Genomic DNA, 23921 nt, shown 5'->3' with positions numbered 1-23921 from the left:
ATTTGAGCCCGAGGATTTTAGCGATGCGTTTTTCGTCCCTGATACTCTCCTCCGCAGCGTTTGGCCTTTTCTCTCCGCTGCCCGGTCTGGCCGATGTCGTCGAGGTCCGACCGCCGAATGTCGCCGAACTCTCGCAAGAGCGGCGACAGACCCTGCTTGATGACGTTGTGGCCATGTCGGTGTCGCTGGAAGTCTGCGACACCACGCCCAGCGATCTGACGGTCGAAGAGGCCGAGATCCTCTGGATCAGCGGGCTGGCCCTGGGCGAAAGCTTGGGCATCCCCGAAAACGACCTCTACGCCACGCATTACCCCCGCGCCCGCGCGATGTTCGACAGCCAACCCGCGCGCTGTGCGCAGGTTTCCGGCAATCTGCGCCCGCTGGTGATGACGCTTGTGGGATACGGCGCCGGGCCGGTCCTCAGCGAGTAAGGTCCATCGCCGAAACCAGCGCCTCGGCCAAGAGATCCCAGACCCGACGAACACGCGGCGTGCGGCGCATCGCTTCATGCGCCGTCAGCCAGACCGGCAGCGTCGGCAGGTCGATCCCGAAATCGAGCTCGCGCACCGTCGGATCGCGCCGCCCGAAGCTGCGCTGCGCAAAGCCGATCCCCGCGCCCGCGCGCACCAATTCCCATCCCGTCGCCACGTCGTCGCAGCGAAAGGCGAACATCTCGCGGGTGGCGGTGACGCCGAGGCTTTGCATCCCCTCGATCAGCAGCGTCTCGCGATCCTGACCTATGAGGTCATGCCCGGCCAGATCGGCGGGCGTGGCGGGCACGCCGTGTTGCTCGATATAGCTTTGCGCGGCAAAGGCGCCTATGGCGGTGTCGCCCAGATGGCGGGTAATCAGGTCCTGCTGCGTGGGGCGATACATGCGGATGGCGATATCGGCTTCACGGTAAAGCAGGTTCGACGACCGGTCCGACGGCACAAGGTCGATGGAAATGCGCGGCTCCTGCCTGCGGATCGCGGTCAGCACCTGCGGCAGATGCCAGACCGACACCGCGACCGAGGCGGTGATGCGCACGCTGCCCTCCAGCCGGTCCTCGCGCCCCGCTGCGGCAAGGGTCATCGCATTCGCTGCCGCGCGCATCTGCCGTGCGGGGTCGATCAGGGCGGCGCCGGTATCGGTCAGTTCCAGCCCGCGCGGCTGGCGGTGAAACAGCTCGACACCAAGCTGATCTTCGATCGCGCGGATCTGGCGCCCCAGCGTCGGCTGGCTGCGGCCCAGCGCCCGCGCCGCGCCCGACAGGCTGCCGGTTTCGGCCACCGACAGGAAAGCCTGAACCAGAGACCAGTCGAGAAAGCGGAACGCATCCATTCACAAATGAATACACGACATACGAAGTCATGCAATTCCGATGAGGCCTGTCCATGCGTACACCCTGAGGCATCGCAAGGAGACACCCATGACACAGACTGCTCTTATCCTCGGCGCCAACGGCAAGGTCGGTGACCATGTCGCACGGGCCTTCCGCGCCGCCGGCTGGTCGACCCGCGCCTATCAGCGCGGCACCGACATGACCAAGGCGGCCCTCGGCTGCGACGTGATCTTCAACGGCCTCAACCCACCGAATTACCACGACTGGGCGACGATCCTGCCCGCGATCACCACACAGGTTCTTGCGGCTGCGAAAGCCTCGGGCGCGACCGTGCTGTTTCCGGGCAATGTCTATGTCTATGGCAGTCAGCCCGGCCCGTGGGACGACACCACGCCGCACCGCCCGGTCACCCGCAAGGGCCGCATTCGTGCCGAGGTTGAAGCCCGCTACAGGGATGCCGCGGCGGACGGGGTGCAGACGATCATCCTGCATGCGGGCGACTTCATCGACCCCGACAGCGATCAGGACCTGATGAGCATCGTCATGCTGAGAAAGCTGGACAAGGGTATCGTGACGACCATGGGCGACCCGGATGCGGATCACGCTTATGCCTATCTGCCCGACATGGCGCGCGTCATGGTGATGCTGGCCGAGAAACGCGCCGAACTTCCCGCGTTCAGCGATACGGCCTTTCCCGGCCATACCCTCACCACGCGCGAACTGACCGAGGCGCTGTCACAAATGACCGGACATCCGCTGAGCATCCGCCGCTTTCCGTGGTGGGCGCTGCGCCTTGGCGCGCCGTTCTCGGAGCTGGCGCGGGAATTGTCCGAGATGCGCTATCTTTACGACACGCCGCACCGCTTGTCCGGCAAGGCCCTGTCCACGTGCCTGCCCGACTTTCGCGCGACGCCGCTCGGCGAGGTCCTGCGCACGATGCTGCCGCAGCAAGAGCGCTTCGCAACCGCAGCGTGACTTGATGGCTTGGTTGCGCTACCGTCCGGGCTGAAGTCGTATCGAAACGAGGAGGCTATCATGTCCAAGCATCCGCTGGATCACGACCACGGCCCGTCGAAAGGCCGGCTTGAGAAATTCACCGCGGCGGAAAAGGCAGGAATGCCCAGCGCCGCCACCAGAGAGCTGCAAAAACGCGAACGCACCAAGGGCGACGCGAAGCTCAAGGCCTATACCAAGATCGAAAAGGTGGGCGTTTCGGGTTAACCCTCGGACCCGTCCCCGCCCCAGTCAGCCGCCTGCATCTCGCGCAGGCGGCTGGCCGTGCGTTCGAATTCGAACGACCCGGCGCCCTCGGCATACAGGTTTTCGGGATCGTCTGCCGCCGATGCGATCAGCCTCACTTTGGCCTCGTAAAGCGCGTCGATCAGCGTGACGAAGCGCTTGGCCTCGTTGTAATTCGACGATGACAGGCGCGGAATGTCTTCCAGAATCAGCACCCGAACCCGTTCGGCCAGCGCCAGATAATCCGCGGGCCCCAGCGGCTTGGCGCACAGGTCCCAGAACGAGGCCCGCGCGACGCCGTTATGGTGTTGCGGCACTTCGACCCGGCGCCCCTGCACGTCCAGCACAAGCGGCGTCCCGTTGCTATGGCCGGTCAATTCGTCCCACAGGGTGTTGATCGCCGCGCGCGCTTCGGCCCCGGCGGGCGAGAAGAACACTTTCTGGCCGCTCAGCCGGTGCTGGCGGTAATCCGTCTCGCTCTCCATCTCGATCACATCCATCTTCTGGCGGATCAGGTCGATGAAGGGGACGAACAGCGCGCGATTGAGCCCGTTCTTGTACAGATCCTCGGGCACCCGGTTCGACGTCGTCACCACCGTGACGCCCGCATCGAACAGCATCTGGAACAGACGCCCCACGATCATCGCATCGGTGATGTCGGTGATCTGCATCTCGTCGAAGGCCAGCAGGCGGACCTCGTCGGCGACCTTGCGGCCCACCGGTGCCAGCGCGTCATCGACCCCGGTTTTGCGCGCCTCGTGCATGCCGTGATGCACTTCCTGCATGAAGGCATGGAAATGGACACGGCGCTTGTCGGGGATATCGACCGACTTTTCGAACAGGTCCATCAGCATCGACTTGCCACGCCCGACACCGCCCCACAGGTAAAGCCCCTTGTAGCCATCGGGCGCCTTCTTGAAGAACCCGCCCAGAAGCCCCTTCTTCACCGGCTGTTCCAGAAAGGCACGCCTTTCTTCCAGCGCGGGCAGAAGGGCGCGTTGCGCCGCGTCGGGGCGAAGCTCGCCTGCGGCTACCTTGGCATCGTAGAGTTCGGTCAGTGTCTGTCGCATGTCGCTGACTTAGCGCGACACCACCCGCCGCGCCAGCACCCAGGCGCATTCCGTGTTCCGGGGCCATTCAAGTCCGGTTTCACACCGGTTTCACGGGCCACGGGCCGCCGATCTCCCGTATCTGGCCTTGCCCTTACCGTCCCGCATTCGGTAACGGTGTTGCGTAGCTGAACAGGGAGCGAGAGATGGCGAGTGACGACCCGCGGACGCTGGTGTCCACCGACTGGCTGGCAGCGCATCTGAACGACCCGGATCTGCGCATCCTCGATGCTTCGTGGCACATGCCCGGCTCGGATCGCGATTCGAAGGCCGAATATCAGGCCGCGCATATTCCCGGCGCCCGTTTCTTCGATATTGACGAGATCAGCGACCAGCGCAGCGCGCTACCGCACATGGCTCCGCCGCCCGAGAAGTTCATCTCGCGGATGCGGGCGATGGGCGTGGGCGACGGGCATCAGGTCGTGGTCTATGACAGCGTCGGCCTGTTTTCGGCGCCGCGCGTGTGGTGGACCTTCAAGCTGATGGGCAAGATGGATGTCGCCGTGCTGGACGGGGGCTTCCCGAAATGGCTGCGCGAGAACCGCGAGACCGAGGATCTGCCGCCCGTCGTGCGCGACCGCCACATCACCACCCAGCGTCAGGCGCATATGGTCAAGGATGTGAGCCAGGTCGCCTCGGCCTCGAAGCTGGGTGACTGGCAGATCGTGGATGCGCGCGGCGAAGCGCGCTTCAAGGGTGAAGTCGAGGAACCCCGGCCCGGCCTGCGTTCGGGCCATATTCCGGGCGCCAAGAACACCCCCTTCGGCAACCTGCTGAACGAAGATGGCACGATGAAGGACGACGCGGGCCTGCGCGCCGCGTTCGAAGCCTCGGGCGTCGATCTGTCGAAACCGATCATCACGTCCTGCGGTTCGGGCGTCACGGCGGCGATCCTGTCACTGGCGCTGGAACGTCTGGGCCATCCGCAACACGCGCTTTACGACGGATCGTGGAGCGAATGGGGCATGTATCCCGACCTGAAGGTCGAGAAGGGCTGACATGACGCTCTACAAGGCCGGCGAAGCTGTCGATTACCGCGTCACGTGGCTCGAAATGACCCAGCGGCCGGGCTATGGCTGGCCCTCGCTGCCGGTGGGCCGCGATGTGATCCTGACCCACGCGGATACCCCGCCCGCATGGTGGTTCCTGACGCTTTATAACGCGGTCGGGCGCGACTATGCGTGGACCGACAAACACGCGATGGGCGACGCGGCGATCGCCGACTGGGTCCAGCATGCCGACGTGTCGCTGTACACGCTGATGGGCAAGGGCTGGCCGCAGGGCTTTTTCATGCTCGACTGGCGCGAGACGGGCACCTGCGATCTGGCCTATTTCGGGCTGGTCCCCGAAGCGGTGGGGATGGGGCTGGGAAGCTGGCTTCTGAAAACCGCGATCCTGACGGGCTGGGAGCGTGAAGGCACCACCCGCATGACCGTCAATACCTGCACCCTCGATCATCCCCGCGCGCTGGCGCAATATCAGCGCATGGGCTTCTCGCCGCTGAAGACCGAAGTGCATACCCGGACGCTGGCACGGGACTTTACCGCCAAGCAACCCCTGACCTGAGAGAAGAGAGAACGCCATGTTCCAGAGCCTGCCCGCCCCGGCCGCCGATCCGATCCTGAAGGTCATGACGATGTATCGCGAGGATGCGCGCGAGCGAAAGGTCGACCTCGGCCTCGGCGTCTACAAGGATGTCAGCGGCCACACGCCGGTCATGCGCGCGGTCAAACTGGCCGAAGAGCAGCTTCTCGCGCAGCAGGACACCAAGGCCTATACCTCGCTGTCGGGCGATCCCGCACATTCCAAAGCCGTGGCGGCGCTGGTTCTGGGCGACGCGGTTCCCGCCGCGCGTCTTGCCGGAAGCTCGTCGACCGGCGGCACCGGCGGTGTCCGTCAGGGGCTTGAGCTGATCCATCAGGCGAATCCGGATGCGACGGTGTGGATTTCGACGCCCACATGGCCCAACCACTTCGCGCTGACCAAGGCGGCGGGTCTGAAATTCCAGACCTACCGCTATTACGATGCCGAAAGCGGCAGTCTCGACCGCGCGGGCATGTGGGAAGACCTGAACGCCGCGAAAGCGGGCGACGTGGTGATGCTGCATGGCTGCTGTCACAACCCGACCGGCGCCGATCTGAGCGCCGACGACTGGGCGCGGGTGGCGGACTTCTGCAAATCGAAGGGCGTTCTGCCCTTCATCGACATCGCCTATCAGGGCTTTGGCGACGGGCTGGACGCAGACGCGGCGGGCCTTCGGGCGCTGGCCGGACAGGTGGACCGGATGATCGTCGTGGCGTCGGCCTCGAAGAATTTCGGGCTGTACCGCGACCGCGCCGGCTGCTGTCTGGTCATCAGCCCCGAGGACGAGCGCGCCGCCGTTCAGGGCACGCTCGAGACGATCAACCGGCAGGCCATCAGCTTCCCGCCCGATCACGGTGCGCGGCTGGTGACGATGATTCTGGAAGACGACGCCCTGCGCGCAACGTGGGAGCACGAACTGACCGAGATGCGCGACCGCATGAACGCCCTGCGCCGCCAGCTTGCCGACGCCCTGCGCAGCGAATGCGGCTCGGACCGGTTCGGCTTTCTCGCCGATCAGCGGGGCATGTTCTCGGTTCTGGGCGGCAACGAAGAGCAGATCGCCCGCCTGCGCGAGGAATTCGGCGTCTATGTTGTGGGCGGCGGACGGCTGAACATGGCCGGGCTGACCGAAGAAACCATCCCGCATGTCGCCAAGGCCATCGCCACGGTTCTCTGAGCCGCGACATATGAAAAATCGGGGGCCGCTTGTGCCCCCGATACGGTCTTCGCCCGCCCCCTGTGGTTTTCGCGTCCGCCCTTACACCAGGCCGGCGCGTCGTCAGATTTTCAGGAACGGCTGCAGCAAGCGCGGGATCAGCCCGTTGAAGCGCAGTGGCGCATCGGTCACGGCCAGACAGATGCAGGCCGACCCCGTATCGGCGACCGGGGTATGTTCAAGCGCCTCGTCGGCAATCTCGACATCACCGCGCCCGAAATGGTCGGTCTCATCATGGAAGGCGCCCTGTAGCACCAGCGTCAGCTCGGTGCCGTGGTGACCGTGATCGGGCACCGCCGTGCCGGGCGGAATGTAGAGCAGCCGCGCGCTGCTGCCCGGCGCCTGCGTCAAGATCGCCTGCCGCACACCGCCGCCGACGCTGCGCCACGCGACCGCATCGCTGTCCCCGCCGACATAGTCCTGCAAGGGCGCGGGGAAAATGCCGGGCGAGGCCGGGCGGGGTGCCGGGGTTTCTGGCGCGTCATCGCCGATCCGCGCAAGCGTGGCGGCCAGCGCGCCGTCGGCCATCGCCATCACGGCGCTGTCTTCCAGCAGCGCGCCGCCGACCGCGTCCTGCGCCTGCAGGCGGACGCGGCATTCGTCGCACATCGACACATGCGTGGCGACGAGCAGATTGAACGCCTCGGGAAGGGTTCCGGCCGAATAGCCGGTCAGCAGGGCGTCTGAGAGGTGATGACGGATCATCTGTTCTTGTCCTCAGGTCATGTGTTGGCGCAGCTTTTCCAGCGCCAGACGGATACGCGATTTGATGGTGCCAAGGGGCAGCCCCGTGGCGGCGGCGATCTGCGAATGGCTCAGATCGCCGAAGTAAGCTCGTTCGATCAACGCGCGCTGATCTTCCGGCAACCGGGCAAGCGCGTCGCCCAGCCGCTCGGATTCCTGTTGCATGACCAGCGTATCGAGCTGGTCGGGTTCGGGTTCGGGCCCCCATGGCAGCTCTTCCGGCTCGGGGCGCCGGTCGCGACGCAGCAAGTCGATGCGGCGGTTCCGGGCGATGGTGAAGATCCACGTCGCGACCGAAGCCCGCGACGGATCAAACATCCGCGCCTTGCGCCAGACCGTCGCCATCACGTCCTGTACGCAATCCTCGGCCATCGCGGGCGTGGCGCCCGACTTGATCAGAAACGCCTTCACCCTTGGGGCGAAATGCGTGAAAAGCGCCGCGAAAGCCGCCTTATCGGCATCGCGCGCCACGGCTTGCATCAGCTTGGCGTAGCGCAGGCTTTCATCGTCTCTGGTCACGTCACGCGGCCCTCCGTCGGCAAATCGACCCTCCGGCGCCCGCCCCATGGGCGGCACCGGCATGGCGAGTGTCTGCGGATCCCGAACGTCTTGCAACATGGGCTTGTTACGACATAGCGCCCGGACCGGATCACTCGCCCGTCGGTTTTTTTCATCAAATAGCGCCCGATTTTGCTTTTTTTCGGTTTTGCTTCATCCGTTTCCGTTTTTCGCGCGTACCCTTTGCAAACCATCGGGAGTGTAAGATGCCGTTCGAGTCCGTTCCAGTTCCGCCCAAGCGCATCGCCATCATCGGCGCGGGGATATCCGGGATGGCAGCCGCGTGGCTTCTGGCGCCCGGCCACCGCGTGACTCTGATCGAGGCCGAGCCGCGCCTTGGCGGCCATGCGCGCACTGTCATGGCGGGCAGATTCAACGATCAGCCGGTCGATACCGGCTTTATCGTCTTCAACCATGCCAATTACCCCAATCTGACGGCGATGTTCGAAGCGCTCGACGTGCCCACGGCGCCCGCCTCGATGAGTTTCGGCGCGTCTTTCGACAAGGGTGCCTGCGAATACGCGCTGGCCAATCTCGACACGCTGTTCGCCTCGCGCCGCAACATCGCCGATCCGCGTTTCCTGCGCATGGTGCGTGATATCGTGCGGTTCAACGCCAAGGCGGTTCATGCCGCGACCGACCGCGACATGAGCATCGGTGGCCTGATGGACCGGCTGGGCATGGGCCGCTGGTTCCGCGAACGCTATATCGCGCCGTTCTCGGGCGCGATCTGGTCGACGCCTACCGACAAAATCATGGATTTCCCGGCCCGCGCGATGGTGGATTTCTTCCGCAACCACGCGCTGTTGTCGAATAACGGCCAGCACCAGTGGCACACTGTGCGCGGCGGTTCGATCGAATACGTCAACCGGCTCGAGCGCGATCTGCGGGTGCGCGGGGTCGACATCCGGCTGGGTGCCCCCACCGCCGGCGTGCGGCGCCTGCCCGAAGGGGTCGAGATCCGGCTGGAAGGCGGCGATTGGGAGACCTTCGACGAGGTGATCTTCGCCACGCATTCGGACACGACGCTTTCGCTTCTCTCCGATGCCAGCGCGACCGAACGCGCCGCGCTGGGTGCGGTGCGCTATCAGGACAACCATGCCGTCCTGCATTGCGACGAGACGCTGATGCCCAAGCGCCGCAAGGTCTGGTCGTCGTGGAGCTATACCGAGCATTCGCCCGAGGACCGCGAGCGGATCAGCCTGACCTACTGGATGAACTCGCTGCAGCCGATCCCGCAGGACGATCCGATGTTCGTCACGCTCAACAGCACCCGGCAGATCCGCGAAGAATGCATCTATGACGAAAACACCTTCCGCCACCCGGTCTACGACATCGCCGCTTTCGCCGCGCAGGATGTGCTGCGGGTCCTGAACGGGCGGCGCAACACGTGGTTCTGCGGTGCGTGGATGAAGAACGGCTTCCACGAAGACGGCTTCGCCAGCGCGGTGGACGTGGTCAAGAAAATGGGCGCGGGCGCTGAAGCCGAGGCGGCATGAGCACTATCGAACATATCGCCGGGCACACGTTCCACGGGCGCAACGACACGCTGTCGAACCGGTTTTCCTATGGCGTCGATTACCTGCTGCTCGATGCCGAAAGCCCGCAACAGGCCCCGCGCCTGTTCTCGCGCAACCGCGCCAATCTGGTGTCGCTGCACGACCGCGACCATGGCGGAGAACGCGGCGCGGGCAAGGGCGCGGAATGGGTGCGCGCGGTGATGGCGACAACCGAGGCGCCGCGTATCGGGCGGATCGAGTTGCTCGCCCAGCCACGCGTGCTGGGTCATGTGTTCAATCCGGTCTGCTTCTGGCTGTGCCACGATCAGCAAGGCGCACTGATCTGCGTGATCGCCGAGGTCAACAACACTTTCGGCGACCGCCATTCCTATCTGTGCCACAATGACGGCTTCACCCCGATCGGGCCCGAGGACACGCTGGAAGCGCGCAAGGTCTTCCATGTATCGCCCTTCCAGCCGGTCGAGGGGGAATATCGCTTCCGCTTCGACATTCGCCCCGACCGGATCGCCATTCGCATCGCCTATAACCATGCGGGCGGCGGGCTGGTTGCCACGCTGACCGGCCCGCGCCGCCCTGCGACGACCGGCAGCCTGCTTCGCGCGATGCTGCGCCGCCCCTTCGGCTCGCGCCGGGTGCTGGCGCTGATCCACTGGCAGGCGCTCAAATTGTGGTGGAAGGGCGCGGTCTACCGCCCGCATCCCGTGCCGCCGGAACAGGAGGTCTCGCGATGACGGAGATTCTGCTTGCCCTTGCCGCTGTCGCGGTGCTGACGCTGGTGGCGCGCAATTTCATCGGCTTCACCGCCCAGCGCCCGGCGCATTACGCGACACAGCAGCCGCAATTCGACCTCCGCCACCATCTGGACGGCCCGCTTCTGTGCGAAGGCGTGATCTATGGCCCGCTGGGCCGCGTCAATTCGCGTTTCGTGGCCGATATGCAGGGGCGCTGGGAAGGTAATCGCGGCGTTCTGGACGAACATTTCCGCTATTCCAGCGGCGAAACGCAGATCCGCCAATGGCGCCTGACACTGGCCAATGACGGCGACATCCGGGCCGAGGCCGACGATCTGGCCGATCCGGGCCGCGGTCGTCAGGAAGGCGCCGCGCTGCAATTGTGCTATCGCATTCGCCTGCCGGAAAAGGCGGGGGGCTGGGTCCTGGACGTGACGGACTGGATGTACCTCACCGACAACGGCACGATCATCAACCGCAGCCAGTTCCGCAAGTTCGGCATCAAGGTGGCCGAGCTGGTCGCGACGATGCGGAGGGTTCCGGCATGAAGACGCTTGCGGGACAGACTTGGTGGCTGATCGGCGCGTCCGAGGGGCTGGGACACGCTGTGGCGACGGCCATGGCTCGGGATGGCGCGGATCTGCTGCTGTCCGCCCGCTCCGAGGACCGGCTGCGCGAGGTCGCGCTGGAAACCGGCGGGCGGCCCCTGCCCGTGGATGTCAGCGACCCCGAATCCGTGGCCCGCGCCGCCCGACAGGCGGGCGAGATCGACGGGCTGATCTATCTGGCCGGCGCCTATTGGCCGCTCAGCGCGCAGGAATGGGACAGCGCCAAGATCGAGACGATGATCGACGTGAACCTGACCGGCGCGGTGCGCGTCTTGGGCCATGTGCTGCCCGCGATGATCGCGCGCGACAAGGGGCGCATCGTGCTGACCGGCTCGCTGGCCGGGTTCCGGGGCCTGCCCGGCAGCCTGGGCTACGGGCAGTCCAAGGCCGGGCTGATGAACCTTGCGCAGGGGCTGCAGGCCGATCTGCAGGGCACCGGCGTGGCGGTTCAGCTGGTCAATCCGGGTTTCATCAAGACCCGTCTTACCGACAAGAACGAATTCTCGATGCCCTTCCTGATGCAGCCCGACGAAGCCGCCGGGCATGTCCTCAGGGCGATCCGCAATGAGCGTCCGGCGACGTCGTTCCCGGCTGTATTCTCGTGGCTGTTCCGCGCCGGGCGGGTATTGCCCACCGGCCTGTGGAACCGGATCTTCGCGCGCGGCTGATCCGGGTCGCTGCATCCTCTTGCACCCGTGCCCCATCAAGGCGATGCTGATCCCCAACGCAGGAGATTCCGATGACGCCCGAGATCAGCATCAAGAAAGTGGTCCATATCATCTTTCAGGCCCGTGAACGCGGCCGGACCGCGGAATTGCACGCCTTCATCGACGCGCTCAACGAAGATGAGAAAGCCAATCTCGTCGCCATCGCCTGGGTCGGTCGCGGCGCGTTCGAACCCGAAGATTTCGACGACGCGCTGAAGACCGCCTATGCCGAGGCGACGGCACCGACGGCGGATTACCTGATGGGTATGCCGCATCTGTCCGAGAACCTTGAATCCGGGCTTGAAGCCTTGGAAATCGATGTGACCGAGGCGGAAGAGGATTTCTACGACCGCTGATCCGGAGCGGGCGAAACGGCGCAGCCCGGAAGGCTGCGCCAACAGAGATCAGACGCGCTCGAGCGCGACGGCGATGCCCTGCCCCACACCGATGCACATCGTGCACAGCGCGCGCGTCCCACCGTTCAACTGCATCTCAAGCGCCGCTGTGCCGGTAATGCGGGCGCCCGACATGCCCAGCGGATGGCCCAGCGCGATAGCGCCGCCATTGGGGTTCACACGCGGGTCGTCATCGGCAATGCCAAGCTGGCGCAACGTGGCCAGCCCCTGCGAGGCAAAGGCCTCGTTCAGTTCGATCACGTCGAAATCCGCCGCCGACAGGCCCAGCCGCGCCATCAGTTTCTGCGACGCCGGCGCCGGGCCGATCCCCATCACGCGCGGCGGCACCCCGGCGGTCGCACCGCCCAGAATGCGTGCGATGGGCGTCAGGCCATAAGCCTTGACCGCAGCTTCCGAGGCGACGATCAGCGCCGCAGCCCCGTCATTGACGCCCGACGCATTGCCCGCCGTCACGCTGCCCTCGGCCGTCACGATGGGGCGCAGACGCTCAAGATCCGCCAGCGTGGTCGAAGCGCGCGGATGCTCGTCGGTATCGACGATGCTGGTGCTCTTGCGGCTCTTCACCTCGACCGGCGTGATCTCTTTCGCCAGACGCCCGTTTTCCTGCGCGGCGGCGGCCTTCTGCTGACTGCGCAGGGCGAAAGCGTCCTGATCGGCGCGCGCGATCGCATGGTCGACAGCGACATTCTCGGCAGTCTCGGGCATCGAATCGACGCCGTATTGCGCCTTCATCAACGGATTGACGAAGCGCCAGCCGATGGTCGTGTCATAAACCGCATTGTTGCGCGAAAACGCGGACTCGGCCTTGGGCATGACGAAGGGCGCGCGCGACATGCTCTCGACACCGCCCGCGATCATCAGATCGGCCTCGCCCGCCTTGATCGCGCGGGCGGCGGCCAGAATCGCGTCCATCCCCGAGCCGCACAGGCGGTTGATCGTGGTGCCCGACGCCTCGACCGGCAGCCCTGCCAGCAGCGCGGCCATGCGTGCGACGTTGCGATTGTCTTCGCCCGCCTGATTGGCGCAGCCATAGATCACGTCATCGACCGCCGCCCAGTCGACGCCGGCATTGCGCTCGATCAGCGCCCGCAGGGGAATCGCGGCCAGATCGTCAGCCCGGACCGAAGACAGGGCACCGCCAAAGCGGCCAATGGGCGTACGGACATAGTCGCAAAGATAAGCGTCGGGCATTCAGGTCTCCGGTTCGGTGGCGGGGCCGTGTTTGTGTCTGGCGGGTGGCGGAGCGCCCCCGGCCCATCGGCGTGCAGGCTATGCGCGGCCTTCGGGATCTGCAACGCTGAGCGGGCCGCGAGACGGCGCGTGACGGGGGCATTCCCCGATCCGGCGGGGCGCTGTGCCATGGGCATTGCCACGCGAAGGGTCTGAAAAGCAAAAACCCCGCAAGGCTTTGAACCTTGCGGGGTTTTCGTTCTTGCAATTGGTGCCCAGGAGAGGACTCGAACCTCCACTTCCTTACGGAAACTAGCACCTGAAGCTAGCGCGTCTACCAATTCCGCCACCTGGGCCGGTTGCGTGAGCGGCTGATTATCCGTGCCCTCGGGCACTGTCAACGGGGCTCGTGAAAAAATCGCGCGGTGGGGAAAGAAATCTCTCGCCGCATCGCAGCAAGCCCTTAGCCGGTTTCGTGGTTTTAACTTGTCCACGCGGGGGGCCAGAGGTATTCAGCAAGACAACGCTATGGACGCAGCGATCTCTGTACGGAGGGCGAAATGTCGAAACTTGTCACCATCCTGGGCGGTTCGGGCTTTGTCGGGCGCTATGTTGCCCGCCGCATGGCACAGGCGGGTTGGCGCGTTCGCGTCGCCACGCGCCGTCCCAGCGAGCATCTCTTCGTGCGCACCTATGGTGTCGTCGGTCAGGTCGAGCCGGTCCTGTGCAACATCCGCGACGACGCCTCGATTCGCGCCGTGCTGGAAGGCGCCGACGCGGTGGTGAACTGCGCGGGCATCCTGACCGAAAGCGGCAAGAACAGCTTCGAGGCGGTTCTGGCCGACGGCGCGGGCCGCGTTGCGCGGCTGGCATCCGAGGCGGGCGTGGGCCGGATGGTGCATATCTCGGCCATCGGCGCCAATGCGCAGTCGGACAGCGGTTACGCACGCGCCAAGGCGGCGGGCGAAGACGCCGTGCGTGACGCCTTCCCGAACGTCGTGATCCTGCGCCCTTCGGTGATCTTCGGCCCCGAGGACGAGTTCTTCAACCGCTTCGCCGGGATGGTGCGTTCGTCGCCGGTCCTGCCGATCACCGCCGGTCACACGAAGTTCCAGCCGGTCTATGTCGACGATGTCGCCGAAGCCGCCGCCAAGGGCGCGATGGGCGATGCCGCACCCGGCGTGTACGAACTGGGCGGTCCTGACGTGATGACCTTCCGCGAACTGATGACGATGATGCTGGATGAGATCCGCCGCAACCGCGTGATCGTGAACATGCCGCGCTGGATGGCAGGGCTGGTTTCGCGGCTGATGGGCGTGGTGCAGTTCCTGACCATCGGGATCGTCAAGAACCCGCTGACCCGCGATCAGATTGCCGATCTGCAAAGCGACAACGTCGTTTCGGACGAGGCGAAGACGCTGCACGATCTGCGTATCGTCCCCACCCCGATGGAATTGATCCTGCCGACCTATCTGTGGCGCTTCCGGCCCGCCGGGCAATACGCTGCGATCAAGGAATCGGCCAAGGGCCTGCGTCGTCAGGAATAAGCGAGCCACAGCAGGAACACGCCCAGCGCGATCCGGTAGATCACGTAGGGCGTGAAACTGACGGCGGCGAGGAACTTCATCATCAGCTTCAGCGCGACAAGCGCAGCGACGAAACTGATCGCCGCGCCGATGGCGCCGTCAATCGCCGCCTGCGCATTCGCCGTCTCGACAAGATCCAGCGCGGTGATCGCCCCCGAGGCGATGATCGTCGGGATCGACATCAGCATCGACAGCCGCGCGGCGTCATGACGCTCGAATCCCAGAAACCGCGCGCCGGTGATCGTGCTGCCCGAGCGTGACGTGCCCGGGATCAGGGCCACGGCCTGCCACAAGCCAAGGATGATCGCGTCGCGCAGATTCCAGCCCTCGGCCCGACGGGTTTCACGGCCCATCTTGTCGGCAACATAAAGGACGATGCCGAATCCCAGCATGGTCCAGCCGATCACCGTGATCGAGCGCATCGCATCGACCATCCCGGTGACTTTCAGGATCAGGCCGACCACGATCACGGGGAGCGTGGCAACCGCCAGAAGGCCCGCCATGCGCGCCCCGTCCGAGTCGAATCGCCCACGGATCATGTCCGGAATGCCGCGAAGCACCGCCATCACGTCGTCACGGAAATAGAGCATGACGGCAAACAGCGTCCCGACATGCACTGCCACATCCAGCGCGACGCCTTGGTCCTGCATCCCCGTCAATTGCGGAAAAAGGATCAGATGGCCCGAGGACGAGATCGGAAGGAACTCGGTAATGCCCTGAATCAATGCGAGAATCAGGATGTGGTAGAGCGGCATTCGACGAGACTCCGGCCTGTGCGCCGGCACCTTACTGCCAAACCCCGGGGGCTTCATCCGAAAACATAGGTATCACTTGCTGACCTATTAATCGCAAAAAAACGCCCGAAAGGCTTGCGTGAGCCAAAATAAAGTGGATATAGGTCACACATACTGACTTTTATTGCATCGCGGTTCAGAGTATTTGTGCGCGACACATCGGGAGGCCGTACCCATGGCAAAACAGCCTATGCTCAAATTCGTGACCACGTCCAAGGAAATGCCGACCAAACGGACGGCGGGCGAGCGTCGTGAGGATTTCGCCGAAATCTACCGCGAATACGCGGCGGAAAAGGCGCAGGAGCAAGCCAGCCGCTGCAGCCAGTGCGGCGTTCCCTATTGCCAGTCGCATTGCCCGCTGCACAACAATATCCCCGACTGGCTGATGCTGACGGCGACGGGCCGTCTGCAAGAAGCCTACGAGATGTCGCAATCGACCAATACCTTCCCCGAGATCTGCGGCCGCATCTGCCCGCAGGATCGTCTGTGCGAAGGCAATTGCGTGATCGAGCAATCGGGCCACGGCACTGTCACCATCGGCGCGGTCGAGAAATACATCACCGACACCGCGTGGGAAAAAGGCTGGGTCAAGGTCGGCGCCCCGCTTGAAGAGCGCGATCAGTCGGTCGCCATCATCGGCGCGGGTCCGGGTGGTCTTGCCGCCGCCGACAATCTGCGCCGCGCGGGCCTGCAGGTCACGGTCTATGACCGTTATGATCGCGCCGGCGGGCTGCTCACCTATGGCATCCCCGGCTTCAAGCTGGAAAAGGACGTGGTCATGCGCCGCGTCGAACAGCTGGAAGCAGCGGGCGTGCAATTCGTTCTGAACTGCACCGTCGGTCAGGACATCAGCTTTGACGCGATCCGCGGCAAGCACGACGCCGTGCTGATCGCCACGGGCGTCTACAAATCGCGCGACCTTGGCGGCAAGGGCGCGGATCTGAACGGCATCGTCAAGGCGCTGGACTATCTGACCGCCTCGAACCGCAAGAGCTTCGGCGACGAGGTCGAAGATTTCGACTCGGGCCGTCTTGATGCCAATGGCAAGCGCGTCGTTGTGATCGGCGGCGGCGACACGGCTATGGATTGCGTGCGCACCGCCGTGCGTCAGGGCGCGACGTCGGTCAAGCTGCTCTACCGGCGCGACCGCGACAACATGCCAGGCTCGCAGCGCGAAGTGCAGAATGCCGAGGAAGAAGGCGTCGATTTCGTCTGGCTGACCGCGCCCGCCGGGTTTGAAGGCAGCGAGATTGTCGAAGGCGTCGTCGTGCAGAAAATGCGTCTGGGTGCGCCCGATCTGTCGGGCCGTCGTTCGCCCGAACTGATCGAGGGTGCCGATTACGTCGAGCCCGCCGATCTGGTGATCAAGGCGCTGGGTTTCGAACCCGAAGAACTGCCCGCGCTGTGGGATGTGCCCGAACTGACCGTGACCCGCTGGGGCACGATCCGCTGCGACCACACCACCCACGCGACCAGCCTGCCGGGCGTTTACGCTGTGGGCGACATCGTGCGCGGCGCGTCGCTGGTGGTCTGGGCAATCCGCGACGGGCGCGAAGCGGCGCAGTCGATTCTTGAGTATCTGGCGGCGCCCGCTGCCGTGGCGGCCGAGTGATGGACGCCCGGCTCCGCCTTCTGGCGGTGACGGCCGCGATGACGGGCTTTGCCCTGCCGGCGCTCGCCGACGAATTCGTGCCGCCCGCAGGGTGCAGCCTGACGATGACCGAGCAGTCGCGCAACTGCACGGTGTCGCAGTATTTCATCTGCGAGAACGCCCCCGGTCATCGCTGGCGCATCACTTTCGATGCCGAAGGCGCGATCTACATCAACGAGATCGATGCCGAGGCCCAATGGCTGCGCGATCGATCACTGCCCGATGGCGGCTGGACGATCACCGAACAACCCGCCGAGGACCCGTCTTCGATCACCACGCTGTTTGAGACCGGGCGCGACGACTGGTCCTTTGTCCAGCGTCTTCCATCGGGACAGCGGGTGCGGGTCGAAGGCTATGACCGCCTGCTGGGCGAAACCGAAATGATCGACGGCGAAGAGCTTGAGCGCACGCAGTACAGCTTCCGCCTTCTGGCCATGGACGGCACCGAACTGAGCGAGTCGTCGGGCGAGGAATATGCCTCGCGCCACTACCGCCGCTTCTTCGGCGGCCTGCGCACGACCGAGATCGACGGCGCGAGCGTGACAACCGACAGCTCGCCCAGCCGCTTTATCCACGAAGGCGAGCCGGGTTACGGCTCGACCCTGCCGCTTCATGGCTGTGGCCAGATGATGAGCGGTGAGCTTCTACCGGGGGAACGGACATGAGCACGACAACCCGCACCGGCGGCTGCATGTGCAGCGCCGTTCGCTTCACGGCCGAGCTGGTCAATCTGGAATTCGGCGCCTGCCATTGCGAAATGTGCCGCCGCTGGACCGGCTCTGCGCTTCTGGGCATCACCACGCCCGTGGCCAATGTCACGTGGCAGGGCACCGAGTCGATCACGCGGATCCAGTCCTCGGACTGGGCCGAGCGCGCCTTCTGCAACAAATGCGGAACCCCGCTTTACTACCACCTGACGGCCGAAGGGCCGATGTCGGCATCTCTGGAGCTTCCCATCGGCCTGCTGGACGATGCGGGCGGGCTGACGATGACCAATGAGATCTACATCGACCAGAAGCCCGACAGTTTCTCTTATGCGGGCGAAGGACGGGACACCATGACGCGTGCCGAAGTCTTCGCCAAATACGCCCCCAACGCCGAAATCTGAACAGGAGACTTGCCATGACCGTCTATGACGAAAGCTGGGTCGCCGCCGAAGAGGCAAAGCGCCAGTGGATGGATGAGAACGGCCTCTACAAGGCCGATGACGAGCATGCCTCCTGCGGCGTGGGTCTTGTCGTGTCCATTGACGGCAAGCCCTCGCGCCAAGTGGTGGTGAACGGGATCAACGCGCTGAAAGCGATCTGGCACCGGGGCGCGGTCGATGCCGACGGCAAGACCGGCGACGGCGCGGGCATCCATGTGCAGATCCCCGTCCCCTTCTTCTATGACCAGATCCGCCGCACCGGGCACGAGCCCGATCTGGATGCGCTGATCGCCGTGGGTCAGGTCTTCCTGCCGCGCACCGATTTTGGCGCGCAGGAACGCTGCCGCTCGATCGTCGAGACCGAAGTGCTGCGGATGGGCTATTATATCTACGGCTGGCGCCACGTTCCCGTCGACACCTCGGTGCTGGGCGAGAAAGCCAACGCGACGCGCCCCGAGATCGAGCAGATCCTGATCCGCAACACCAAGGGCACCGACGAAGAAACCTTCGAGCGCGAGCTCTATGTCATCCGCCGCCGGATCGAGAAAGCCGCCGCCGATGCGCAGATCCAAGGCCTGTATCTGTGCTCGCTGAGCTGCCGCTCGGTGATTTACAAGGGCATGATGCTGGCCGAACAGGTGGCCGAGTTCTATCCGGACCTGAAAGACGAGCGTTTCATCTCGTCCTTCGCGATCTATCACCAGCGCTATTCGACCAACACCTTCCCGCAATGGTGGCTGGCGCAGCCCTTCCGCATGCTGGCCCATAACGGCGAGATCAACACGCTCAAGGGCAACGTCAACTGGATGAAGTCGCACGAGATCCGCATGGCCTCGTCGGCCTTCGGCGACATGGCCGAGGATATCAAGCCGATCATCCCGGCGGGCACCTCGGATTCGGGTGCGCTGGACGCGGTTTTCGAAGTGCTGGTGCGCTCGGGTCGCTCGGCGCCGATGGCGAAAACCATGCTGGTGCCCGAAGCGTGGTCGAAAACCACGGTCGAGCTGCCGAAAGCGTGGCAGGACATGTATTCCTACTGCAACTCGGTGATGGAACCGTGGGACGGCCCCGCCGCTCTGGCGATGACCGATGGTCGCTGGGTCTGCGCCGGTCTCGACCGGAACGGCCTTCGCCCGATGCGCTATGTCGTGACCGGCGACGGGATGCTGATTGCGGGTTCGGAAACCGGCATGGTTCCGACCGACGAGATGACGGTGCGCGAAAAAGGCGCGCTGGGTCCGGGGCAGATGATCGCCGTCGACATGAAAGACGGCCATCTGTACCGCGACGTTGCGCTGAAGGATCGTCTGGCGTCGAGCCAGCCCTTCGGGGAATGGATCGACAAGATCGTCGACCTGAACGAGCTGCTGCGCGACGTGCCCGAAGCGCCGATGTTCTCAGGCGAGGATCTGCGCCGCCGCCAGATCGCCGCAGGCTATTCGATGGAAGAGGTCGAGCAGATCCTCTCGCCGATGGCCGAGGACGGCAAGGAAGCCGTGGCCTCGATGGGGGATGATACGCCCTCGGCGGTGCTGTCGAAGATCTACCGTCCGCTCAGCCACTTCTTCCGTCAGAATTTCAGCCAGGTGACCAACCCGCCGATCGACAGCCTGCGCGAAAGCCGGGTGATGTCGCTGAAGACGCGGTTCGGCAACCTCAAGAACGTGCTGGACGAATCCAGCGCCCAGACCGAAATCCTGATGCTGGAATCGCCGTTCATCGCGAACGAGGAATTCCGCGTCATGGTCGAGCAATTCGGCGGCGGCGTGGCGGTGATCGACTGCACCTTCGACGACGATGGCGACGAAGACGCGCTGCGCAACGGGCTCGAGCGGATCCGCACCGAGGCCGAGGACGCCGTGCGTTCGGGGAACGCCCATATCGTGCTGACGGATGAAAAGCAGGGCCCCAACCGGGTGCCGATGCCGATGATCCTTGCCACCAGTGCGGTTCATTCGTGGCTGACCCGCAAGGGCCTGCGGACCTTCACCTCGATCAACGTGCGCTCGGCCGAATGCGTCGATCCGCATTACTTCGCGGTGTTGATCGGCTGCGGCGCGACGACCGTGAACGCCTATCTGGCAGAAGACACCATCGCCGACCGGATCGACCGCGGCCTGCTCGACGGGTCGTTGGTCGAAGCCATGCGCCGTTACCGTGACGCGGTCGATGCGGGTCTGCTGAAGATCATGGCGAAGATGGGGATTTCGATCATCTCGTCCTATCGCGGCGGTCTGAACTTCGAAGCCGTCGGCCTGTCGCGCGCGCTGGTCGCCGATTACTTCCCCGGCATGCACAGCCGGATCTCGGGGATCGGTCTGCACGGTATCCAGATGAAGCTGGTCGAGGTCCATTCCAAGGGCTGGAAGATGCCCGTGGGCCCGCTGCCGGTGGGCGGTTTCTACAAGGCGCGGCGCTCGGGCGAAAAGCACGCATGGGAAGCGCAGACGATGCACCTGCTGCAATCGGCCTGCGACCGCGCGAGCTACGACATGTGGCGCAAGTATACCGCCGCGCTGCAGGCAAACCCGCCGATCCATCTGCGCGACCTTCTGGACTTCAAACCGCTGGGCCGCGCGATCCCGATCGAAGAGGTCGAATCGATCACCTCGATCCGCAAGCGCTTCGTCACGCCGGGCATGTCGCTGGGCGCGCTCTCGCCCGAGGCGCACCGCACGCTGTCCATCGCGATGAACCGAATCGGCGCCAAGTCGGATTCGGGGGAAGGCGGCGAAAGCCCCGACGATTTCACGCCCGAACCCAATGGCGACAACGCCTCGGCCAAGATCAAGCAGGTGGCTTCGGGCCGGTTCGGCGTCACCGCCGAATACCTGCTGCATTGCGAGGAACTTGAGATCAAGGTCGCCCAAGGCGCCAAGCCCGGCGAGGGTGGTCAGCTGCCCGGCATGAAGGTCACCGACCTGATCGCCAAGCTGCGTCACTCGACCAAGGGCGTCACGCTGATCTCGCCGCCGCCGCACCACGACATCTATTCGATCGAAGACCTTGCGCAGCTGATCTACGATCTCAAGCAGATCAACCCGCGCGCCAAGGTCACGGTGAAGCTGGTAGCGTCCTCGGGCGTCGGCACGATCGCCGCTGGCGTGGCCAAGGCCAAGGCCGACATCATCCTTATCTCGGGCCATAACGGCGGCACCGGGGCCTCGCCCGCGACCTCAATCAAGTATGCGGGTCTGCCGTGGGAGATGGGCCTGACCGAGGCGCATCAGGTTCTGGCGATGAACAACCTGCGCGACCGGGTGACGCTGCGCACCGATGGCGGTCTGCGCACGGGCCGCGACATTGTCATGGCCGCGATGCTGGGCGCCGAGGAATACGGCATCGGCACCGCCGCGCTGATCGCGATGGGCTGTATCATGGTGCGCCAGTGCCAGTCGAACACCTGCCCGGTCGGCGTCTGCACGCAGAAAGAAGAGCTGCGCCAGAAATTCACCGGCAACGCGGACAAGGTGGTCAACCTTATCACCTTCTACGCGCAGGAAGTGCGCGAGATCCTCGCCAGCCTCGGGGCCCGGTCGATCGACGAGATCATCGGCCGCGCCGATCTGCTCACGCAGGTCAGCCGGGGTGCCGCGCATCTCGATGACCTCGACCTGAACCCGATGCTGATCACCGTCGATGGGGCGCGCAAGATCCGCTACGACCGCGACAAGCCGCGCAACTCGGTCCCCGAGACGCTGGACAGCGAGATCATCCGCGATGCCGCCCGCTTCTTCGAGGAAGGCGAGAAGATGCAGCTCAGCTACGCGGTGCGCAACACGCACCGGACGGTGGGCACGCGCGCGGCCAGCCATATCGTCAAGAAGTTCGGCATGAACAACACGCTTCAGGCCGACCACCTGACGGTGAAACTGGCTGGCTCCGCCGGGCAGTCGCTGGGCGCCTTCTCGGTCCGCGGCATGAAGATCGAGGTCTTCGGCGATGCCAACGATTATGTCGGCAAGGGTCTGTCGGGCGGGCTGATCGTGGTGCGTCCGCGCATGTCCTCGCCGCTGGACGCGGCCGAGAACACGATCATCGGCAACACCGTGCTCTACGGGGCCACGGCGGGCACGCTGTTCGCGGCGGGCCGTGCGGGCGAGCGCTTCGCGGTGCGGAACTCGGGCGCCAAGGTGGTGATCGAGGGCTGCGGCTCGAACGGGTGCGAATACATGACCGGCGGCGTGGCCGTGATCCTCGGGTCTATCGGCGCGAATTTCGGCGCGGGCATGACCGGCGGCATGGCCTATGTCTACGACCCCGAAGGGCTGGCGGCGGACATGCTGAACATGGAAACGCTGGTGACCTGCCCGGTGACCGTGGACCATTGGGAAGCCGAGCTGAAAGGCCTGATCGAGCAGCACGTGGCCGAGACGGAAAGCGTGCGCGGCACCGAGATCCTGCGCCGCTGGGATGTGGAGAAGTCGAACTTCGTCCAGATCTGCCCGAAAGAGATGCTGGTGAACCTGCCGCATCCGCTGTCGGTCGAACCGGCGGCAATGCCGGCTGAGTGATCGCGCGGCGGGCTTCGGCCCGCCACCACCACGACCACCACCACACAAGAAAAAGGGGCCGCTTTCGCGGCCCCTTTCGCATGGCGCATTGCCTGCGTCGCGATCACTCGCCGGTCATATCGACCATTTCCATCGTATCGCCGTCGATCCGGGCGATGGTGTGCCATGCGCCGTCGCCGACCTGACTGATGAAGATGTCGTTCGACCCCTGATGATCGGCGCCGTAACTGACATGCGTGCCCAGAAGCGCGTCATCGAAATCGAGCGATTCCATCGCCGCCACGAAGTTCTCGGTGGTCAGGTCAGGCCCGGCCTCTTCCAGCGCCATCACGAGGTTCTGCGCCGCCGTGTAGCCCAGCATCGCGAAGCCCGAAGCGGGCTGGTCGTAGCGCGCCTGATAGGCTTCGATGAAGGCGGCGGGCGCCTCCTCGTTCGCGCGGGCATAGAGATCCTGCCAGCCCGACGAGGCATAAAGCCCGTCCGTCACGCCGCCCGGCACCATCGCCACCGGCTCGAGGAACCCGGCCGAGGTGGTCAGGAACATCGCGTCTTCCCAACCCAGCCGCTTGGCGGTGCCGACGACCGTGATCCCGGCCCGCACGCCCAGAGCCTGCGTGATGATCTGGCAGCCCGCATCGCGCAGACGGCTGACAGCGCCGACGAAGTCCTGCTCGTCGGGGCGGTGCGTGGTCTCATCGACGAAGTTCAGCCCCAGACGTTCGGCCGCTTCGCGCGACGACGTCGCGATCTCTTCGCCGAAATCGGTGGGCAGGTACATCGCGCAGACATTGGTCGCGCCGGTCTCGGCATTCAGATACTCGATCCCCGCCTGCACCTGATCGTAATAGCTCGAGAACGCGACGAAGTTCATGCCCGGCGGCTCGGGCAGGATCGCCCGCGCGGCGGTCAGCGGGCTGATATTGGGAACGCCGCGGCGCTCCATCAGCGGGTAATGCGCAAGGTTATGCGGCGTGCCCAGATTGAGCAGCATCGCAAAGACGCCGTCGCGCTCGATCAGCTTGTTATAGGCCTGCGTCGCGCGCGGCAGCTGATACCCGTGATCCTCGGTGATGTAGCGGATCTGACGGCCATGCACGCCGCCATTCGCATTGACCTGCTCGAAGAACAGGTTGGCGCCGTTCACCGCCGGGGTCGACACCGCCGCGAACACGCCCGACAGGTCATGCGCGCCGCCGATCAGGATCTCGCTGTCGGTGACGCCGCGCGTCTGCGCGCCCGCTGTGCCGGCCACGGCCATGATGGCGGCGGCGATCATAAACTTGGTCTTCATGTCTTCCTCCCC

23 protein-coding genes and 1 tRNA gene are annotated in these 23921 nt (G+C 64.9%); 16 read left to right on the top strand and 8 right to left on the bottom strand.

Annotated elements, in window-relative coordinates; translation table 11 throughout:
• The first annotated feature begins 23 nt into the window (after positions 1-23).
• On the top strand, positions 24-431 hold the full coding sequence (locus JI664_RS08430) for a hypothetical protein (RefSeq protein WP_207013269.1): 408 nt from the start codon (positions 24-26) through the stop codon (positions 429-431).
• Here the strand turns inward: JI664_RS08430 and JI664_RS08425 are convergent.
• Entirely contained in the window at positions 421-1323 is a 903-nt protein-coding gene (locus JI664_RS08425) for a LysR family transcriptional regulator (RefSeq protein ID WP_207013268.1), read from the bottom strand. The genes JI664_RS08430 and JI664_RS08425 overlap by 11 nt on opposite strands.
• Positions 1324-1411: 88 nt before the next feature.
• On the opposite strand from JI664_RS08425, the gene JI664_RS08420 reads away from it, so the two are divergent.
• Both JI664_RS08420 and JI664_RS08415 read left to right on the top strand, forming a co-directional pair.
• Positions 1412-2299 carry an NAD-dependent epimerase/dehydratase family protein gene (locus JI664_RS08420; RefSeq protein WP_207013267.1) on the top strand — a complete coding sequence of 296 codons (888 nt, stop codon included), beginning with the start codon at positions 1412-1414 and terminating at the stop codon, positions 2297-2299.
• Positions 2300-2359: 60 nt separating this feature from the next.
• On the top strand, positions 2360-2545 hold the full coding sequence (locus JI664_RS08415) for a hypothetical protein (RefSeq protein ID WP_207013266.1): 186 nt from the start codon (positions 2360-2362) through the stop codon (positions 2543-2545).
• Here the strand turns inward: JI664_RS08415 and zapE are convergent.
• Positions 2542-3633, bottom strand: coding sequence for a cell division protein ZapE (gene zapE, locus JI664_RS08410; protein WP_207013265.1), 1092 nt, complete (start codon positions 3631-3633; stop codon positions 2542-2544). The genes JI664_RS08415 and zapE overlap by 4 nt on opposite strands.
• 185 nt (positions 3634-3818) lie before the next feature.
• Here zapE and sseA point away from each other — a divergent pair, with 185 nt between their 5' ends.
• The 3 genes from sseA to JI664_RS08395 are packed head-to-tail and all read left to right on the top strand — an operon-like array spanning position 3819 to position 6433.
• On the top strand, positions 3819-4670 hold the full coding sequence (gene sseA / locus JI664_RS08405; protein WP_207013264.1) for a 3-mercaptopyruvate sulfurtransferase: 852 nt from the start codon (positions 3819-3821) through the stop codon (positions 4668-4670).
• Between the two features lies 1 nt (position 4671).
• Complete coding sequence (locus JI664_RS08400) at positions 4672-5238, top strand: GNAT family N-acetyltransferase (protein ID WP_207013263.1); 567 nt, start codon at positions 4672-4674, stop codon at positions 5236-5238.
• A gap of 16 nt (positions 5239-5254) precedes the next feature.
• Positions 5255-6433, top strand: a complete 1179-nt coding sequence (locus tag JI664_RS08395) for an aromatic amino acid transaminase (RefSeq protein WP_207013262.1) — start codon at positions 5255-5257, stop codon at positions 6431-6433.
• Positions 6434-6535: 102 nt separating this feature from the next.
• Here the strand turns inward: JI664_RS08395 and JI664_RS08390 are convergent, their stop codons facing one another.
• Positions 6536-7177, bottom strand: coding sequence for a ChrR family anti-sigma-E factor (locus JI664_RS08390; protein ID WP_207013261.1), 642 nt, complete (start codon positions 7175-7177; stop codon positions 6536-6538).
• A 12-nt stretch (positions 7178-7189) separates the two neighbouring features.
• A complete protein-coding gene (locus tag JI664_RS08385; RefSeq protein ID WP_207013380.1) occupies positions 7190-7696 on the bottom strand; it encodes a sigma-70 family RNA polymerase sigma factor in 507 nt (168 codons plus the stop codon).
• Between the two features lie 284 nt (positions 7697-7980).
• Here JI664_RS08385 and JI664_RS08380 point away from each other — a divergent pair, with 284 nt between their 5' ends.
• The 5 genes from JI664_RS08380 to JI664_RS08360 all read left to right on the top strand — a co-directional run bounded on the left by JI664_RS08380 (position 7981) and on the right by JI664_RS08360 (position 11696).
• Positions 7981-9273: an NAD(P)/FAD-dependent oxidoreductase gene (locus JI664_RS08380; protein ID WP_207013260.1), complete on the top strand. Its 1293-nt coding sequence runs from the start codon at positions 7981-7983 to the stop codon at positions 9271-9273.
• The gene (locus JI664_RS08375; RefSeq protein WP_207013259.1) at positions 9270-10025 is read left to right on the top strand and encodes a DUF1365 domain-containing protein; all 756 of its coding nucleotides are present in this window, start codon (positions 9270-9272) and stop codon (positions 10023-10025) included. Before JI664_RS08380 ends, JI664_RS08375 begins: the two co-directional genes overlap by 4 nt.
• The gene (locus tag JI664_RS08370) at positions 10022-10573 is read left to right on the top strand and encodes a DUF3833 domain-containing protein (RefSeq protein ID WP_207013258.1); all 552 of its coding nucleotides are present in this window, start codon (positions 10022-10024) and stop codon (positions 10571-10573) included. Before JI664_RS08375 ends, JI664_RS08370 begins: the two co-directional genes overlap by 4 nt.
• Entirely contained in the window at positions 10570-11301 is a 732-nt protein-coding gene (locus tag JI664_RS08365; RefSeq protein WP_207013257.1) for an SDR family NAD(P)-dependent oxidoreductase, read from the top strand. Before JI664_RS08370 ends, JI664_RS08365 begins: the two co-directional genes overlap by 4 nt.
• A gap of 71 nt (positions 11302-11372) precedes the next feature.
• Complete coding sequence (locus tag JI664_RS08360; protein ID WP_207013256.1) at positions 11373-11696, top strand: DUF3775 domain-containing protein; 324 nt, start codon at positions 11373-11375, stop codon at positions 11694-11696.
• A gap of 48 nt (positions 11697-11744) precedes the next feature.
• Here JI664_RS08360 and pcaF read toward each other — a convergent pair whose 3' ends face one another.
• Both pcaF and JI664_RS08350 read right to left on the bottom strand, forming a co-directional pair.
• The gene (gene pcaF, locus JI664_RS08355; RefSeq protein WP_207013255.1) at positions 11745-12947 is read right to left on the bottom strand and encodes a 3-oxoadipyl-CoA thiolase; all 1203 of its coding nucleotides are present in this window, start codon (positions 12945-12947) and stop codon (positions 11745-11747) included.
• A gap of 248 nt (positions 12948-13195) precedes the next feature.
• Positions 13196-13282, bottom strand: a tRNA-Leu gene (locus JI664_RS08350).
• Between the two features lie 204 nt (positions 13283-13486).
• On the opposite strand from JI664_RS08350, the gene JI664_RS08345 reads away from it, so the two are divergent.
• A complete protein-coding gene (locus JI664_RS08345; RefSeq protein WP_207013254.1) occupies positions 13487-14473 on the top strand; it encodes a complex I NDUFA9 subunit family protein in 987 nt (328 codons plus the stop codon).
• Here the strand turns inward: JI664_RS08345 and JI664_RS08340 are convergent.
• Positions 14464-15267 carry an undecaprenyl-diphosphate phosphatase gene (locus JI664_RS08340; RefSeq protein WP_207013253.1) on the bottom strand — a complete coding sequence of 268 codons (804 nt, stop codon included), beginning with the start codon at positions 15265-15267 and terminating at the stop codon, positions 14464-14466. The genes JI664_RS08345 and JI664_RS08340 overlap by 10 nt on opposite strands.
• Positions 15268-15481: 214 nt before the next feature.
• On the opposite strand from JI664_RS08340, the gene JI664_RS08335 reads away from it, so the two are divergent.
• From JI664_RS08335 to gltB, 4 genes are read left to right on the top strand one after another with little or no spacing between them, the layout of a single operon-like run.
• A complete protein-coding gene (locus JI664_RS08335; protein WP_207013252.1) occupies positions 15482-16918 on the top strand; it encodes an NAD(P)-dependent oxidoreductase in 1437 nt (478 codons plus the stop codon).
• A complete protein-coding gene (locus JI664_RS08330; protein ID WP_207013251.1) occupies positions 16918-17622 on the top strand; it encodes a hypothetical protein in 705 nt (234 codons plus the stop codon). Before JI664_RS08335 ends, JI664_RS08330 begins: the two co-directional genes overlap by 1 nt.
• Positions 17619-18065 carry a GFA family protein gene (locus JI664_RS08325; protein ID WP_286173964.1) on the top strand — a complete coding sequence of 149 codons (447 nt, stop codon included), beginning with the start codon at positions 17619-17621 and terminating at the stop codon, positions 18063-18065. Before JI664_RS08330 ends, JI664_RS08325 begins: the two co-directional genes overlap by 4 nt.
• 14 nt (positions 18066-18079) lie before the next feature.
• Positions 18080-22618 (top strand): glutamate synthase large subunit, encoded by a 4539-nt coding sequence (gene gltB / locus JI664_RS08320; protein WP_207013250.1) that lies wholly within the window; start codon positions 18080-18082, stop codon positions 22616-22618.
• Positions 22619-22721: 103 nt separating this feature from the next.
• Here the strand turns inward: gltB and JI664_RS08315 are convergent, their stop codons facing one another.
• Positions 22722-23909 (bottom strand): ABC transporter substrate-binding protein, encoded by a 1188-nt coding sequence (locus tag JI664_RS08315; RefSeq protein ID WP_207013249.1) that lies wholly within the window; start codon positions 23907-23909, stop codon positions 22722-22724.
• Between the last annotated feature and the right edge of the window lie 12 nt (positions 23910-23921).

It is taken from the genome of Rhodobacter sp. NTK016B, from assembly GCF_017303295.1.
Taxonomy (GTDB): Bacteria; Pseudomonadota; Alphaproteobacteria; order Rhodobacterales; family Rhodobacteraceae; genus Pararhodobacter.
The sequence above is the reverse complement of the archived record's forward strand: the minus strand, read 5'-3'. Positions and strand labels throughout refer to the sequence as shown.

What these genes read in the sequence shown, in the direction of transcription:
- JI664_RS08430 (WP_207013269.1), top strand. Translation starts at nt 24, where the DNA reads ATGCGTTTTTCGTCCCTGATACTCTCCTCCGCAGCGTTTGGCCTTTTC.
- JI664_RS08425 (WP_207013268.1), bottom strand. Translation starts at nt 1,323, where the DNA reads ATGGATGCGTTCCGCTTTCTCGACTGGTCTCTGGTTCAGGCTTTCCTG.
- JI664_RS08420 (WP_207013267.1), top strand. Translation starts at nt 1,412, where the DNA reads ATGACACAGACTGCTCTTATCCTCGGCGCCAACGGCAAGGTCGGTGAC.
- JI664_RS08415 (WP_207013266.1), top strand. Translation starts at nt 2,360, where the DNA reads ATGTCCAAGCATCCGCTGGATCACGACCACGGCCCGTCGAAAGGCCGG.
- zapE (WP_207013265.1), bottom strand. Translation starts at nt 3,633, where the DNA reads ATGCGACAGACACTGACCGAACTCTACGATGCCAAGGTAGCCGCAGGC.
- sseA (WP_207013264.1), top strand. Translation starts at nt 3,819, where the DNA reads ATGGCGAGTGACGACCCGCGGACGCTGGTGTCCACCGACTGGCTGGCA.
- JI664_RS08400 (WP_207013263.1), top strand. Translation starts at nt 4,672, where the DNA reads ATGACGCTCTACAAGGCCGGCGAAGCTGTCGATTACCGCGTCACGTGG.
- JI664_RS08395 (WP_207013262.1), top strand. Translation starts at nt 5,255, where the DNA reads ATGTTCCAGAGCCTGCCCGCCCCGGCCGCCGATCCGATCCTGAAGGTC.
- JI664_RS08390 (WP_207013261.1), bottom strand. Translation starts at nt 7,177, where the DNA reads ATGATCCGTCATCACCTCTCAGACGCCCTGCTGACCGGCTATTCGGCC.
- JI664_RS08385 (WP_207013380.1), bottom strand. Translation starts at nt 7,696, where the DNA reads ATGCAAGCCGTGGCGCGCGATGCCGATAAGGCGGCTTTCGCGGCGCTT.
- JI664_RS08380 (WP_207013260.1), top strand. Translation starts at nt 7,981, where the DNA reads ATGCCGTTCGAGTCCGTTCCAGTTCCGCCCAAGCGCATCGCCATCATC.
- JI664_RS08375 (WP_207013259.1), top strand. Translation starts at nt 9,270, where the DNA reads ATGAGCACTATCGAACATATCGCCGGGCACACGTTCCACGGGCGCAAC.
- JI664_RS08370 (WP_207013258.1), top strand. Translation starts at nt 10,022, where the DNA reads ATGACGGAGATTCTGCTTGCCCTTGCCGCTGTCGCGGTGCTGACGCTG.
- JI664_RS08365 (WP_207013257.1), top strand. Translation starts at nt 10,570, where the DNA reads ATGAAGACGCTTGCGGGACAGACTTGGTGGCTGATCGGCGCGTCCGAG.
- JI664_RS08360 (WP_207013256.1), top strand. Translation starts at nt 11,373, where the DNA reads ATGACGCCCGAGATCAGCATCAAGAAAGTGGTCCATATCATCTTTCAG.
- pcaF (WP_207013255.1), bottom strand. Translation starts at nt 12,947, where the DNA reads ATGCCCGACGCTTATCTTTGCGACTATGTCCGTACGCCCATTGGCCGC.
- JI664_RS08345 (WP_207013254.1), top strand. Translation starts at nt 13,487, where the DNA reads ATGTCGAAACTTGTCACCATCCTGGGCGGTTCGGGCTTTGTCGGGCGC.
- JI664_RS08340 (WP_207013253.1), bottom strand. Translation starts at nt 15,267, where the DNA reads ATGCCGCTCTACCACATCCTGATTCTCGCATTGATTCAGGGCATTACC.
- JI664_RS08335 (WP_207013252.1), top strand. Translation starts at nt 15,482, where the DNA reads ATGGCAAAACAGCCTATGCTCAAATTCGTGACCACGTCCAAGGAAATG.
- JI664_RS08330 (WP_207013251.1), top strand. Translation starts at nt 16,918, where the DNA reads ATGGACGCCCGGCTCCGCCTTCTGGCGGTGACGGCCGCGATGACGGGC.
- JI664_RS08325 (WP_286173964.1), top strand. Translation starts at nt 17,619, where the DNA reads ATGAGCACGACAACCCGCACCGGCGGCTGCATGTGCAGCGCCGTTCGC.
- gltB (WP_207013250.1), top strand. Translation starts at nt 18,080, where the DNA reads ATGACCGTCTATGACGAAAGCTGGGTCGCCGCCGAAGAGGCAAAGCGC.
- JI664_RS08315 (WP_207013249.1), bottom strand. Translation starts at nt 23,909, where the DNA reads ATGAAGACCAAGTTTATGATCGCCGCCGCCATCATGGCCGTGGCCGGC.